This window comes from Pseudomonas sp. AD21 (assembly GCF_002878485.1).
Lineage (GTDB): Bacteria > Pseudomonadota > Gammaproteobacteria > Pseudomonadales > Pseudomonadaceae > Aquipseudomonas.
Window position 1 is genome coordinate 1 of sequence record NZ_NQYG01000102.1, and the last position, 12,432, is coordinate 12,432.

The following is a 12,432-nucleotide window of genomic DNA, read 5'->3' on the forward strand; positions in this document are numbered from 1 at the left end:
TGCCAGCAGAGTGTGTGTTGTCTGCGAGTCAGTCTTCGCGAGCAAGCCCACATTTGGAACGCATGTCCCTGTGGGAGCGAGCGACGAAGCACGATAACGCGGTCTATCCCTTGGCCACCCGCCACAAATACCACGCCGCCACCGTCCGATAAGGACTCCACGCCAAGCCGATGTCGATCATCTGCTTGCGCGTCGGCTGCACGTCCAGCCCCTTCAATCGCCGATAACCCTCGCGCACACCGAAGTCGTCCGCCGGCAGAATATCCATGCGTTCCAGGCTGTAAATCAGCAGCATTTCCACAGTCCAGCGGCCAACTCCGCGCAGGCTGACCAGACGTTCGATCAACGCCTCGTCGTCCATCGCCAGCGCCGTGGGGTAATCCGGCACCACGCCGTCCAGGGTCGCCTGGGCGATGCCCTGAATCGTCGCAATCTTGCCCGCAGAAAACCCGCAGCCGCGCAATTGTTCGAAGCTCGTCGCGAGAATCTGTTCAGGCCGGGGAAAGGTCTGCCCCGGAAACAACGCGATCAGGCGCCCGACAATCGCGTCCCCGGCCTTGGCGTGCAATTGCTGATAGGCAATCGCCCGCACCAGTGATTCGTAAGGATCACGCGCCGGGTGCGGTTGATGCAGGCAGGGGCCGATGGCGCTGATGTGTCGCTGCCAGTCTTCGTCGAGTGCGGCCAGATGTTCGCTGGCCGCTTGATAAGACTCGGCCATGCTTATTTCAGCAGACCGTTGACTTCGCTGTAGCTGAGCGCTTTGAGGTCAGGGGTGTCGAGCTTGCCGCTGGCGAGGAAGCTTTTCACCAGCGCGCCCATCGCACCATAGAGGAATTCGGCGATGCCGGACCCGGCGCTCAGGCGGCGCACGCCCAGGGCTTGCAGCTCGGTCGGCGAGGGCAGGCAGGCGAACCCGAGGACGTTGACCGGCAGCGATGTGCCTTTGCAGATCGCCTCGATTTCATAGGCCGCCGTGACGCCGGCTGCGAACAAACCATCGGCCCCGGCGGCCTGGTACAGCGCTGAGCGGCGCAGGGTTTCGGCGACGCGGTCCTCCGCCGGCACCAGGCTCTTGAGGTAAACGTCGGTGCGGGCGTTGATGAACAGCTTCACATCACGCTTGTGGGCGACCTGCCGTGCCACTTCGATCTTGCGCGCCAACAGCTCCGGGGCGCCGCTGCCGTCCTCGATATTGATCCCGACCGCACCGGCGGCCAGCACCGCGTCGATGACCTCGGCCACACGCCCGAGGTCATCGGAGTAACCGGCTTCGATGTCCACGCTCAGTGGCACCTTGATCACTCGCGCGATGGATTCCACGGTGGCAATCAGGCGTTCGAGGGGCAGGGTGTTGCCATCCGGATAACCGTGCGCCCAGGCCACCGCCGCGCTGCTGGTGGCAACGGCTTTGCCGCCGGCCTGTTCGACCAGTCGCGCACCCGTGGCATCGGCGACGTTGGTCAGGATCAGCAGGCCATCCTGGTGTAACTGGTGAAACTGTGTGTCGAGCGTGCTCATCGAAATCCCTTCTCGTAGGTTGTGCCGTCGTCAGAAAGCCAGTGGTTGCGTGAGTTGCACGGCGGCGTTTTCCAGCCTCAGCAGAAACGCCTTGCGCGGCTGCCCACCACCATAGCCGGTCAGCGAACCATCCGCACCGATCACCCGATGGCATGGCACCACGATCGCCAGCCGATTGTGCCCGTTGGCCAGGCCCACCGCGCGACTGGCGCCGGGTTTGCCCAGACGTGCGGCGATGGTGCCGTAGGTGCTGGTGTGGCCATAGGGAATGTTCAGCAGTTCGCGCCAGACTTGCCGGGCGAACTCGCTGCCGGGGAGGTGCAGCGGCACACTGAACACGTTGCGCGCGCCGGCAAAATATTCGTTCAGTTGCTGCTCGATCTGCTGCAGATGCGTGTTGTGCCCCGGCGCGACCACGTAGCCGTGGCGGGTTTGCAACTCTTCGACCTCGCGGGTCAGCGCCGGGCGATCGAGAAACTCCAGCAACACCAGCCCACGGCGTTCGGCCATGGCGATCATCGGCCCCAACGGCGTGGTCAGGCGGGTGAACAGCAGCGGTTCACTGTTGGCCGCGCGGCCCGGGGTGATGTGGAACGACTTCTGGAACGCATCGCGAAAGCCACTGAGCGACTCGTAGCCGGAATCAAACGCCGCATGGTCAATCGAAGTGCCTTGGCGGATCCCGCCCAGTGCCATGCCGAGCCGACGGGTGCGCAGCCAGGCGTGGAAAGTCATGCCGAAATGCTGTTTGAACCAGCGTCGCAGCTTCAGCGGCTCAATGCCTTCGGCCAGCAACTGGGCGTCGCTCCAGCGCAGCTCCGGGTCGGCGTCGACGGCGCTGAGCAGGCGCTGAACCCAATCGGGGGCGATGGCCGCAGCGTCCAGCGGCTTGCAGCGCAGGCAAGCGCGATAACCGGCTGACAGGCACTCATCGGCATGGGCGAAGAATTCGACGTTTTCCGGTTTCGGTTTGCGCGCCGTGCAACTGGGGCGGCAGAAGATCCCGGTGGTTTTCACGGCCGTGAAGAACACCCCCTCGTAGGCGGTGTCGCGTTCGAGCATGGCGCGAACCATCTCGGCGTGGGGCGGCAGCAGTGTGGTTTGTATGTTCATGGTCAGAGCTTAAATCCAGGATTTCGATGGCTCCACCGAAAAATCGACAGTGAATTTTTTCGATTCTGCACCACAATCAGCGGGTCGCTGATTTGAGGAAGCAAACCCATGCAACCGTTCATCATCCAACGCATCGACCATATCGTGCTGCGCGTTGCGGATCTGCAACGCAGTATCGATTTTTACGGCCAGGTCTTCGGTGCCGAAGTGGTCCGGCACAACGAGAAAATGGGACTGGTGCACCTGCGCGCCGGCAGTTCGATGATCGACCTTGTCGACTTGCAGGGGGAACTCGGGCGCAAGGGCGGCGGGGCGGCCGGTGCCGAGCGGCGCAACGTCGATCACTTCTGCCTGCGCATCGAGCCGTTCGATGAGCCAGCGCTGACCGAACACTTGCAGGCGCACGGCCTGACCGTCGAAAAAGCCGCCAGACGCTTCGGCGCCGAGGGCTACGGCCTGTCGCTGTACTGCTTCGACCCGGACGGCAATCAGGTCGAACTCAAAGGCCCGTCCGAGGCTTAAGCCCGTTTCGCCATCAACAGCACCGAAGCCGCCGCCGACAGCAGCCCCGCGCAGCAACGGTTGAAAATCCGTTTGCCGCGCGGCTCGGCGAACCAGCGGCGCATGTGCAGGCCCATCCAGGCGTAGGCGCCGATGGCGATCCATTCCAGCAGCAGGAACAGCGCGCCGAGCACGGCGAATTGCGCCGGCACCGGACGGCCCGGGTCGACGAATTGCGGCAGGAATGCGGTGAACAGCAGGATAGCTTTCGGGTTGCCCGCCGCCACCAGAAACTCCTGGCGCGCCAGGCGGAAAAAGCCAACCGAGGCGCCCGTTACCTGCTGCTCGGCGTCGGGATTGGCCCGCCACAGTTGCCACGCCAGGTACAGCAGGTACGCCGCGCCGATGATCTTGATCGCGTGGAACAGCCATTCCGAGGTTTGCAGTACCACCGACAGCCCCGCGCCGGCGAGGGCGATCATCCCGGCGAACGCCAGAATTCGCCCGATACCGGCCGCACAGGCACGGCGATAGCCATAACGGGTGGCGTTGCTCACCGACAGCAGGTTGTTCGGCCCGGGGGCCATGTTCAGGGCGAAACAGGCCGGGAGAAACAACGTGAGCGTAGCGAGGTCCATGGCGGCACTCCAGAAACGTGGATGCGCATTTTTATCACAGCCCCCGGGCGGCGCGACCCGTACAGTCACGCGGTGCTCTCGCGGTACAGCATCGACAGCCCTCTTTTGATTGCGTCGAACTTTTCCGATTTGCCGGAACTCTGAAAAGTCACAAGGCGATGGTTTATTCAGAAAAAAACCTGTGCGCCCAGTCAGAAAATGCGTTCGCCGTGTACTATTCGTCGACGTTGCAAACACCCCGCCGGCCCCGAAGCGGCCCCACCTAGAGCGATCTACATGCAAGCAAAGGCCCGTGAAATCTATGTGCCAACGGTGCTGCAAGATCTGCGAGCCGGCACTGCCGAACTGCACATCGCACTGGAAAAACGCCTTCCCTTTTTCTCCGAACAACTCGATACCAACGCCTTCCGGCGGCTGATGCAAGCCTATTACGGGTTTTACCGGCCACTGGAGTCCGCACTGCTCGCCAGCGCCTGCGTCCCCGCCGATTTCGATATTGCCCCGCGCCTCAAGACGCCAATCCTGCAGCGTGATCTGCACGCGCTGGGCGAATCGCCCGAGGGGCTGGAGCACTTGCCGATCTGTCGCCAATTGCCGGTCATCGATACAAGCGCTGCATGCCTGGGCGTGTTGTACGTGCTCGAAGGCGCGACGCTGGGCGGGCAGATCCTGCGCCGCGAAATCGCCACGCGCTTGAGCCTGTACGCGGAAAACGGCGCGGCATTCCTCGATGTCTACGGCGCCACGACTGGCCGTCGCTGGCGCGACTTCATCGAATACCTGGGCGCGCGCCCAATGGACGTCGACGAGCGCGCAGCCGTTGTTGCGGCGGCCCAAACCACATTCAGCTGTTTCGAGCGTTGGCTCGAACGCCGGGAGGTACTGGCATGACCCCGCAAGACCAGGACGCGTTTGAAGAACTGCTGGCCAACTGCGCCGACGAACCGATCCGCTTTCCCGGGGCGATCCAGCCCCATGGCCTGTTGCTGACGCTCAGCGAGCCTGCGCTGGAAATCATGCAGATCAGCGCCAACGTCGAGACCCTGCTGGCCCGTCCGGCGCAAGAGCTGATCGGCCAGCCGCTGCACAGTCTGCTTGGCGAACCGCACGCCGATGCGGTGCGCGAGGCCTTGCTGCAGCCGTCGTTTTCCGACGCGGGGCCGCTGCATTTTCACCTCAACGACACCGCGTTCGAAGGCCTGTTGCATCGCCATCAGGGCGTATTGATTCTGGAGCTGGAAATCCACGTCGAGCACTTCCAGCCGCGCAACGTCGCCGGCAATCAGACCCATCTGGGGCGCATGCTCCAGCGTCTGCAAGCGGCCACCACGCTGCAGGCGCTGTACGACATCAGCGTCAAGGAAATCCAGGCGATGACCGGTTACGACCGGGTGTTGATCTACCGATTCGAAGAGGAGGGCCACGGCCAGGTGATTGCCGAGGCGTCCGATCCGTCGATGGAAGTGTTCAACGGTTTGTTTTTCCCGGCCTCGGACATCCCCGAACAGGCGCGTGAGCTGTACCGCACCAACTGGTTACGGATCATCCCCAACGCCGATTATCAGCCGGTGCCGCTGGTGCCCAAGCTGCGCCCCGATACCCAGACCGCGCTGGACCTGAGCTTCGCGACGCTGCGCAGCGTCTCGCCGATTCACTGCCAGTACATGAAGAACATGGGCGTGCTGTCGTCGATGAGCATTTCCTTGCTCAAGGGCGACAAGCTGTGGGGCCTGATCAGTTGCGGCAACCGCCAGCCGCTGCACGTGCCGCATGAACTGCGTAGCGCTTGCCAGACCATCGGCCAGGTGCTGTCGCTGCAGATCAGCGCCATGGAATCGCTGGAAATCAGCCGTCAGCGCGAAGAAAAAGTCGAAGCGCTGGCGCTGCTCAATCAGGCAATGATCGATTCGCCGCAAAACGTCTTCGATGGCTTGGCGCAGCAGCCGCAAGTGCTGATGGCGCTGACCGGGGCCGGGGGCATCGCGATCATCGAAGACAAACAATTGCACCGTTACGGCAATTGCCCAGAGCCGGACGAAATCCGCGCCCTGCACAAGTGGTTGCAGGACGGCGGCGAGCCGGTGTTCGCCAGCCATCATCTGGCGAGCGTCTACCCGCCAGCCGCGCAGTTTCAGCCAGTGGCCAGCGGCTTGCTCGCCATGAGTCTGCCCAAACCGGTGGACAACGGCGTGCTGTGGTTCCGCCCCGAGGTGAAAGAAAACATCAACTGGAGCGGCGATCCGAAGAAGCCCCTGGCCCTGGAAAACTGCGAGGCAGGCCTGCGTCTGCGCCCGCGCACCTCGTTCGAAATCTGGAAAGTCGAGATGGCCGGGATCTCCACCAAGTGGACTCACGGCGATCTGTTCGCCGCCAACGATCTGCGCCGCTCGGCACTGGAAAATGACCTGGCCCGTCAGGTGCGTCGCGAGCAAGAAGCGGTGCGCGCGCGTGATGAGCTGGTGGCGGTGGTCTCGCATGACCTGCGCAACCCGATGACCGTGATCTCGATGCTTTGCGGCATGCTGCACAAGGCCTTCAGCTCCGATGGGCCGCACACCTCGCGGCGCATCTCCACGGCGATCGACACCATGCAGCAGGCGGCCGGACGGATGAACACGCTGCTGGAAGACTTGCTCGACACCTCTAAAATCGACGCCGGGCGCTACAGCATCGCGCCGCAGACTCTGGATGTCGGGCAGATGTTCGCGGAGACCCAGGCGCTGCTCGGGCCACTGGCGCTGGACAAGGACATCAGTATCTCGTTCGAAGCTGATCCCGAGCTGAAAATCCATGCCGACCCGGAGCGTCTGTTTCAGGTGCTGTCGAACCTGATCGGCAACGCCATCAAGTTCACCCCGCGCATGGGCTCGGTGGGCGTGCGGGCGAAGTCTGATGGCAAAGATATCGTGTTTACCGTGCGCGATACCGGCGAAGGCATTCCCCAGGAAAACCTGGCGCGTGTGTTCGATCGTTACTGGACGGTGAAGGAGGGCAATCCCACCGGGACCGGACTGGGCTTGTACATCACACAGGGGATTGTTGAAGCCCATGGCGGGCGGGTCGAGGCCAGCAGCGAGCCGGGGCAGGGCACCGAGTTTCGGTTTACCGTGCCGGTGAGGGTCGGGAGCGACTGACAGGCGCGGATCATGACCATGACAGCCCGCCAGGTGAACGCCGGCCGGGGTGGGCAATTTTGTTCAATACACGGGAGCGAGGTACTGGCTACCGTTGGCACCTTGTTCCCCGAGTTGAAGCAGGTGCGTGATGAGTCTGATTGTGTCGATGGCGGCGTTTGCGTTGGTGGCCTCAATAACCCCGGGCCCGGTGAATATCGTGGCGTTGAGCTCCGGGGCGCAGTTTGGCTTCCGGGCCAGCCAGCGGCATGTGGCGGGGGCCACACTGGGTTTTGTGCTGTTGTTGGTGCTGATGGGGCTTGGGCTGCATGAAGTCCTGAAACTGTGGCCGTCCCTGACCCGGGTGGTGCAGTTGGCCGGCGTGGCGTTTCTGTTGTTCATGGCCTGGAAACTGGCGAGTGATAACGGCCAGTTGAATGCCGGGGAGGCGAGGCGTGCGCCGTCGATGCTGTACGGCGCGGTGATGCAATGGCTCAACCCGAAAGCCTGGCTGGCCTGTGTGGCAGGGATGGGCGCGTTTGTGGCCGATGGCGAGGCGCGGCTGGTCTGGCAGTTTGCCGCGGTGTATCTGGTGATCTGCTATCTGTCGGTGGGTTGCTGGGTGTATGCCGGGACGTTTTTACGTGGCTACCTGGGTAATCCGGCGGGAATGCGTCTGTTCAATCGGCTCATGGCATTGCTGCTGGCGGTGAGTGCAGGGTATCTGCTGCTGCCTTGAACCTTGGGTATCTACCTTGCAGCATGGTCACCCATTCTGCGGCGAAGCGGTGACAATCACCGGGCCATCGAGCCGTGAGCAGTTGTCCGTCGCGCACCACAAAACCGGTTTGCGGCGCCTGCGCACTGTCGCGTTTGGCAATGCGCGGGCCGCGGACAAAATCGGACGTGTTCGACAGCGCGGCGGTTACTTCCGCTTCCACGGTCTGCTTGTAGGTGCGGTAGTAGCGACCCAGCCAGGCCGCCGTCATCAGCCATGCCGGCAATTCCATGGTGGCCGCCAGCAATGCAGTGACCTTGCGCCCGAACAACACCGAGCGTCCGGTGTCGGGGTCGAGGGTGCGCGCCAGCAGCAGCACGCCATGACACACCGCCGCCACGGGTTTTTGTGCGTTGAAAAAGTGCAGAGCGATGTCTCGGGCCTGCGCGGACTCCAGCAGGCTGCGCATGCCTTTGGCATGACCACCGGGGATCAATAACCCGTCGAACTGAGCAGGATCGACATCGGCATACGCCAGCGGCTGAAGGAACGCCGGGCTATCGATCATCTGCGCGTAACTGTGCAGATCGGCTCTGCGCGTCATCAGCATCGGGTTCAGTGGTCCGAACCCGGTGCTCACCAGCCGTGGGTCGGCGTAGGCAGCCAGGCCTTGCGGCGTAGCGAACCGTGCCTCGATGCCCGCATCGCGCAGTGCCTGCCACGGCACGCTGCTTTCGGTCGGGTCGTAATCGGCGCACGGCAAAAGAATCAGGATCATCCAGGGCAAACTCCCGGGCCAGGGGGGGGTGGTTGATCTGCAGCGTAGTCGGGTTTTGCTGTCAGCCGCGATATTGACCCGGAGTGGCAGCCAGGTGCTGTTTGAATGCTCGCTGAAAATGCGCCTGATCGGCGAATCCCGCTTCAAGCGCCACATCGGCAATCAACTGGCCGCTGCGCAAGCGCTCGCGGGCGAACTGGATGCGCTGATTGACCACAAAGGCGTGCGGGGTCATGCCGTAATGCTGCTTGAAGGCGCGGATCAGGTACGACGGCGACAACTGCGCCGCCGTGCAGATGTCGTCCAGGCTCAGCAGGGCGGTGCAGTGCTCGCGGATGAACTCGGCGGCGCGTTCGAGTTTGAAGTTCGGCTCGCGCAACGCTTGTTCCGCCGGGTTCAGGCGCCCTTGCAGATCGCTGAAAAACTCGACTGCCGCGCTGTGTTTGCGCAGCGCGTCCTGCTGCTCATCGACCAGCGTGTCGTAAAGTCCTTGCAGGTCGCGGAACAGTCGCGGGTCATTCAAGTGGGTGGTGGAAAATCGGTGAAACTCCAGTTCGGCACTGAACCCGAGCTGATGCTGCAAATCCGTCAGCCACGGCGTCTCCACATACAGCATCAGGTACGACCACGGTTGGTCATCGATCGGGTTGCAGGCATGCACGTCGCCGGGATTCATCAGGACCACGGTGCCGGCCGCGACCTCGAACTGCGCGTGCTCATGCACATAAATGCTGCGCCCGGCGGTGATCGCACCGATGGAAAAATGCGCATGGGAATGTCGTGAGTAGCAAACCTCACGACCATCGGCGATGGCCCGCGCTTCAATAAACGGCAGGGCGTCGTCGCGCCAGAAGCGCGGGGCCTTTTCAGGGTTTTTGGCGGCAGCGTGTTTCATCGTTATTGTTCCCGGCAGGCCAGACCTGGAGTGTATTAGCTCTGGCCGGCAAAGGCCCGCTCCAGTTCGGCGATGTCGAGTTTTTTCATCTTGAACATGGCCTGCATCGCCCGCTGCGACTTGCTGGTGTCGGCGTCCAGCATCATGTGCATGAACGCCACCGGCACGATCTGCCACGACACCCCGAACTTGTCCTTGAGCCAGCCGCATTGCTGGGCCTCGACCGGGCCGCCGGCTGACAGATTGCCCCAGAAATGGTCGACTTCTTCCTGATTCTGGCAGTTGACCTGAAACGAAATTGCCTCACTGAACTTGAACATCGGCCCGCCATTGAGCCCGGTGAAGCTCTGGCCGTCGAGTTCGAAACTGACCGTCATCACCGCGCCTTCCGGTTTACCGTGAAATTCCTGACCGACCTTGCTGTAGTGGGTCAGGCCGGTGATTTTCGAGTGATCGAAGATTGAGCAGTAGAACTTCGCCGCCGCTTCGGCTTGATCGTCGAACCACAGGCACGGCGTGATTTTTTGAAAGCGTTGCATGGCAGTCATCCTCGGCAGGTTAGACACGCAGGATTAACAGCGTAGTCAGTCCTTGGTCGAATGGCGGTGCCGTAGATCGACAAATTGGAGCATGCAAAGCCAAACATTGTGGGTGCGAGCTTGCTCGCGAAAGCGTCGGCACAAGCTGAAACGAGCCTGTCAGACACTCCGTCTTCGCGAGCAGGCTCGCTCCCACAAGGGGCTCGAGCTGCCGAGTTAGCGCTGTTCGGCGAGCATCAGCAACGACTGCGGCACTGCGCTTTGCGGATGCTGCGGTTCCTGCAGGCCGGCCAGCCGGAACCCCGCCATGTCCAGGGCATTCAGCCAACTCGACAGCGTGCGGAAGTACCACGGCATCGGCTGCCACTGGCCCTTGAACCCGGCGAAGGACTCTTCGCGCCAGCCGTCCTGATAATTCCCCGCTGCAACCGCCCACGGGTGCAGGGTCTGGATCAGCAGCGCACCGCCCGGGGTGAGCAGGGCATGCATGGCGGTCAGCAGCGGGATGATGTCTTGATGCAACAGCGAGAAATTCGCGCAGATCAAATCGTATTCGCGGCCGATATCGACCTTGGCCTCGACCAGCGCCTCGTAACTGGCGACGTGCACCCTGGTCGAGCCCGCCGCGCGTGCCGCCTCGACCAGCGTCGCATCGCCATCCACGCCCGCCGCCTCGATGCCGCGATCGGCCAGCACCCGTAACAACCAGCCTTCGCCGCAACCCAGGTCGAGCACACGTTCCGGCTGGCGGCCCATGATGGCCAGCAGGATCGCCTGATCGGTGACTTGCTGACGGCTTTCAATGGCACCGCTGCGGATCACCTCGATCCAGGCGTCAGCGTTGCTGTGCCAGCTCTGCAGAAGGGAGGATTCGGGGGAGGGCATGTCGGCGTCCGAAACGATGGGTTGATAGGTGCAGTATGGACTGCGTGAAGCAGTGAGGGGCAACCCCTCACTGAACCGTCTGGCAACTACTGCGGGACGCGCAGCTTATCCAGCAAGCGATTGACCAACAGCTCGTTCAACATGATCAACTGTTGCAACGCCAGCAGCGGCTTGCGCTCCGGGCCGCCCACCGAGTTGGCGATATTGCCGGCCATGGCATGGGCCGACGACAGCGATTCACAGGCTTCGACCAGCAGGGTTTCGTCATCCAGCGTGGGGTCGACGAGGTAGATGGGGCGGGCCTTGGGTGAAAACATTGAAGCCTTCGAGGTTTCGGGGTTGAGGTAGAAATCGAGGGCGCGATCGGTGGCCTCTTTGACCTTCTGCGGGTCAAGGCTGGGGTCGTGGGGGATTGGATCGGTGTCTGGCGGGTTTGGTGTGACTTTGAACATGGATGAAGCTCCTGCTTAGCATAAGTAAGGAGCCATCACTCTCGCTACCAAACGAGGGTGGCGGCCATACGCGGGTTGGTAGACCGGTCTAAGCAGGAAACCCGGCGCTCCCGAAGGAGCCCCACGCATGGCCGCCATATAAAAACGAGTCCCTGAAAAAGGGAACTGCCTATGGCGTCGCCATCATACTTAGAAGCGGGCTACCAAACCCGATCACTGTTATTCAGTGACCGGCAAACGATATAGCCCACCCCATAGCTGTGTAAGCCGGCGGATTCTGGTGTACGCGTAGGCAACGACGCAAGGCGTTGTAGCCTTTATGACGTAACGATTCGTGTAATTTAAACGGGTGTGCGGCGTTGCGTTTAGACACTGAAGACATGAGCGATCAGAGGAGCTACGACATGGATCAAATCACCGGCGGCTGCCTGTGCGGCGATGTGCGTTTCGAAGTATCTGGCCAGCCCTATCGCGTCGGCATCTGCCACTGCCTTGACTGCCGCAAACGTCACGGCGCGCTGTTCCACACCTCGGCGATATTCCCGGGGCATGCGCTGAAGGTCACCGGCAAAACCGGCGACTATAACGGCCGGTTTTTCTGTTTGCGCTGCGGTTCTCCGGTCTTCACACGGTCGGGAGACGAGGTCGAAATCAACGTGGGGTCGCTTGATGAGCCGAACCGCTTCAAGCCCACTTATGAACTCTGGACTGTCCGTCGTGAGGCGTGGTTGCCGGCGCTGCCGCTGGCTCACCACTACGAACGTGACCGTGAGAGCACGGGCCGAATAGAAGAGTAATGCGGCCCACAGCCTGCCTTTGTGACAGTGAGCTGGCTCCCACAGGGTTTTGTGTGGGGTAGATATTCATGTGTACGCCGCAGACAAATGTAGGAGTGAGCCTGCTCGCGAAAGCGGTGGGCCAGTTGGCCCAATATCAACTGACAGATTGCCTTCGCGAGCAAGCCCGCTCCCACAGGGTTTTGTGTGGGATGGATATTTGTATGTACGCCGCAGATAAGTGTGGGAGCGGGCTTGCTCGCGAAAGCGGTGGGCCAGTCAGTCCAATATCAACTGACAGATTGCCTTCGCGAGCAAGCCCGCTCCCACAGGGTTTTGTGTGGGATGGATATTCGTATGTACGCCGCAGGCAAATGTGGGAGCGGGCTTGCTCGCGAAAGCGGTGGGCCAGTCAGTCCAATATCAACTGACAGATTGCCTTCGCGAGCAAGCCCGCTCCCACAGGGTTTTGTGTGGGATGGATATTCGTATGTACGCCGCAG

The 12,432-nt window shown here is 62.0% G+C and carries 14 protein-coding genes; 5 read left to right on the top strand and 9 right to left on the bottom strand.

Features of this window, described 5'->3' with window-relative positions; genetic code table 11:
• Positions 1-103: 103 nt before the first annotated feature.
• Genes PseAD21_RS28520 through PseAD21_RS28530 form a run of 3 tightly spaced genes read right to left on the bottom strand, consistent with a single transcriptional unit; the run spans position 104 to position 2,634 of the window.
• Positions 104-721 carry a DNA-3-methyladenine glycosylase gene (locus tag PseAD21_RS28520; protein ID WP_102359048.1) on the bottom strand — a complete coding sequence of 206 codons (618 nt, stop codon included), beginning with the start codon at positions 719-721 and terminating at the stop codon, positions 104-106.
• A 2-nt stretch (positions 722-723) separates the two neighbouring features.
• Entirely contained in the window at positions 724-1,521 is a 798-nt protein-coding gene (locus PseAD21_RS28525) for an isocitrate lyase/phosphoenolpyruvate mutase family protein (protein ID WP_102359049.1), read from the bottom strand.
• Positions 1,522-1,551: 30 nt separating this feature from the next.
• Positions 1,552-2,634: a bifunctional transcriptional activator/DNA repair enzyme AdaA gene (locus tag PseAD21_RS28530; protein WP_102359050.1), complete on the bottom strand. Its 1,083-nt coding sequence runs from the start codon at positions 2,632-2,634 to the stop codon at positions 1,552-1,554.
• A 108-nt stretch (positions 2,635-2,742) separates the two neighbouring features.
• On the opposite strand from PseAD21_RS28530, the gene PseAD21_RS28535 reads away from it, so the two are divergent.
• Positions 2,743-3,156, top strand: coding sequence for a VOC family protein (locus PseAD21_RS28535; RefSeq protein ID WP_102359051.1), 414 nt, complete (start codon positions 2,743-2,745; stop codon positions 3,154-3,156).
• On the opposite strand, the gene PseAD21_RS28540 is transcribed toward PseAD21_RS28535, so the two are convergent.
• A complete protein-coding gene (locus tag PseAD21_RS28540; RefSeq protein ID WP_102359052.1) occupies positions 3,153-3,773 on the bottom strand; it encodes a LysE family translocator in 621 nt (206 codons plus the stop codon). The genes PseAD21_RS28535 and PseAD21_RS28540 overlap by 4 nt on opposite strands.
• 276 nt (positions 3,774-4,049) lie before the next feature.
• Between PseAD21_RS28540 and PseAD21_RS28545 the strand changes: the two genes are divergently transcribed.
• The 3 genes from PseAD21_RS28545 to PseAD21_RS28555 all read left to right on the top strand — a co-directional run bounded on the left by PseAD21_RS28545 (position 4,050) and on the right by PseAD21_RS28555 (position 7,625).
• A complete protein-coding gene (locus PseAD21_RS28545; RefSeq protein WP_102359053.1) occupies positions 4,050-4,664 on the top strand; it encodes a biliverdin-producing heme oxygenase in 615 nt (204 codons plus the stop codon).
• On the top strand, positions 4,661-6,907 hold the full coding sequence (locus PseAD21_RS28550; protein WP_102359054.1) for an ATP-binding protein: 2,247 nt from the start codon (positions 4,661-4,663) through the stop codon (positions 6,905-6,907). The genes PseAD21_RS28545 and PseAD21_RS28550 overlap by 4 nt, the downstream gene beginning before the upstream one ends.
• Before the next feature lie 130 nt (positions 6,908-7,037).
• Positions 7,038-7,625 (top strand): LysE family translocator, encoded by a 588-nt coding sequence (locus tag PseAD21_RS28555; RefSeq protein WP_102359055.1) that lies wholly within the window; start codon positions 7,038-7,040, stop codon positions 7,623-7,625.
• Here the strand turns inward: PseAD21_RS28555 and PseAD21_RS28560 are convergent.
• The 5 genes from PseAD21_RS28560 to PseAD21_RS28585 form a co-directional block, all read right to left on the bottom strand.
• The gene (locus tag PseAD21_RS28560) at positions 7,576-8,382 is read right to left on the bottom strand and encodes a DJ-1/PfpI family protein (protein WP_102359056.1); all 807 of its coding nucleotides are present in this window, start codon (positions 8,380-8,382) and stop codon (positions 7,576-7,578) included. The genes PseAD21_RS28555 and PseAD21_RS28560 overlap by 50 nt on opposite strands.
• Before the next feature lie 61 nt (positions 8,383-8,443).
• Complete coding sequence (locus PseAD21_RS28565) at positions 8,444-9,277, bottom strand: AraC family transcriptional regulator (protein WP_102359057.1); 834 nt, start codon at positions 9,275-9,277, stop codon at positions 8,444-8,446.
• A gap of 35 nt (positions 9,278-9,312) precedes the next feature.
• Entirely contained in the window at positions 9,313-9,816 is a 504-nt protein-coding gene (locus PseAD21_RS28570; protein ID WP_102359058.1) for a VOC family protein, read from the bottom strand.
• Between the two features lie 216 nt (positions 9,817-10,032).
• Entirely contained in the window at positions 10,033-10,701 is a 669-nt protein-coding gene (locus PseAD21_RS28580) for a bifunctional 2-polyprenyl-6-hydroxyphenol methylase/3-demethylubiquinol 3-O-methyltransferase UbiG (protein ID WP_102359059.1), read from the bottom strand.
• Positions 10,702-10,787: 86 nt separating this feature from the next.
• Positions 10,788-11,153: a DUF6124 family protein gene (locus PseAD21_RS28585; protein WP_102359060.1), complete on the bottom strand. Its 366-nt coding sequence runs from the start codon at positions 11,151-11,153 to the stop codon at positions 10,788-10,790.
• 404 nt (positions 11,154-11,557) lie between these two features.
• On the opposite strand from PseAD21_RS28585, the gene PseAD21_RS28590 reads away from it, so the two are divergent.
• Positions 11,558-11,950 carry a GFA family protein gene (locus tag PseAD21_RS28590; protein WP_102359061.1) on the top strand — a complete coding sequence of 131 codons (393 nt, stop codon included), beginning with the start codon at positions 11,558-11,560 and terminating at the stop codon, positions 11,948-11,950.
• Positions 11,951-12,432: the final 482 nt, after the last annotated feature.

Coding starts and splice junctions, on each gene's coding strand:
- PseAD21_RS28570 (WP_102359058.1), bottom strand. CDS start 9,816: ATGCAACGCTTTCAAAAAATCACGCCGTGCCTGTGGTTCGACGATCAA.
- PseAD21_RS28540 (WP_102359052.1), bottom strand. CDS start 3,773: ATGGACCTCGCTACGCTCACGTTGTTTCTCCCGGCCTGTTTCGCCCTG.
- PseAD21_RS28565 (WP_102359057.1), bottom strand. CDS start 9,277: ATGAAACACGCTGCCGCCAAAAACCCTGAAAAGGCCCCGCGCTTCTGG.
- PseAD21_RS28580 (WP_102359059.1), bottom strand. CDS start 10,701: ATGCCCTCCCCCGAATCCTCCCTTCTGCAGAGCTGGCACAGCAACGCT.
- PseAD21_RS28550 (WP_102359054.1), top strand. CDS start 4,661: ATGACCCCGCAAGACCAGGACGCGTTTGAAGAACTGCTGGCCAACTGC.
- PseAD21_RS28530 (WP_102359050.1), bottom strand. CDS start 2,634: ATGAACATACAAACCACACTGCTGCCGCCCCACGCCGAGATGGTTCGC.
- PseAD21_RS28535 (WP_102359051.1), top strand. CDS start 2,743: ATGCAACCGTTCATCATCCAACGCATCGACCATATCGTGCTGCGCGTT.
- PseAD21_RS28560 (WP_102359056.1), bottom strand. CDS start 8,382: ATGATCCTGATTCTTTTGCCGTGCGCCGATTACGACCCGACCGAAAGC.
- PseAD21_RS28555 (WP_102359055.1), top strand. CDS start 7,038: ATGAGTCTGATTGTGTCGATGGCGGCGTTTGCGTTGGTGGCCTCAATA.
- PseAD21_RS28525 (WP_102359049.1), bottom strand. CDS start 1,521: ATGAGCACGCTCGACACACAGTTTCACCAGTTACACCAGGATGGCCTG.
- PseAD21_RS28585 (WP_102359060.1), bottom strand. CDS start 11,153: ATGTTCAAAGTCACACCAAACCCGCCAGACACCGATCCAATCCCCCAC.
- PseAD21_RS28590 (WP_102359061.1), top strand. CDS start 11,558: ATGGATCAAATCACCGGCGGCTGCCTGTGCGGCGATGTGCGTTTCGAA.
- PseAD21_RS28520 (WP_102359048.1), bottom strand. CDS start 721: ATGGCCGAGTCTTATCAAGCGGCCAGCGAACATCTGGCCGCACTCGAC.
- PseAD21_RS28545 (WP_102359053.1), top strand. CDS start 4,050: ATGCAAGCAAAGGCCCGTGAAATCTATGTGCCAACGGTGCTGCAAGAT.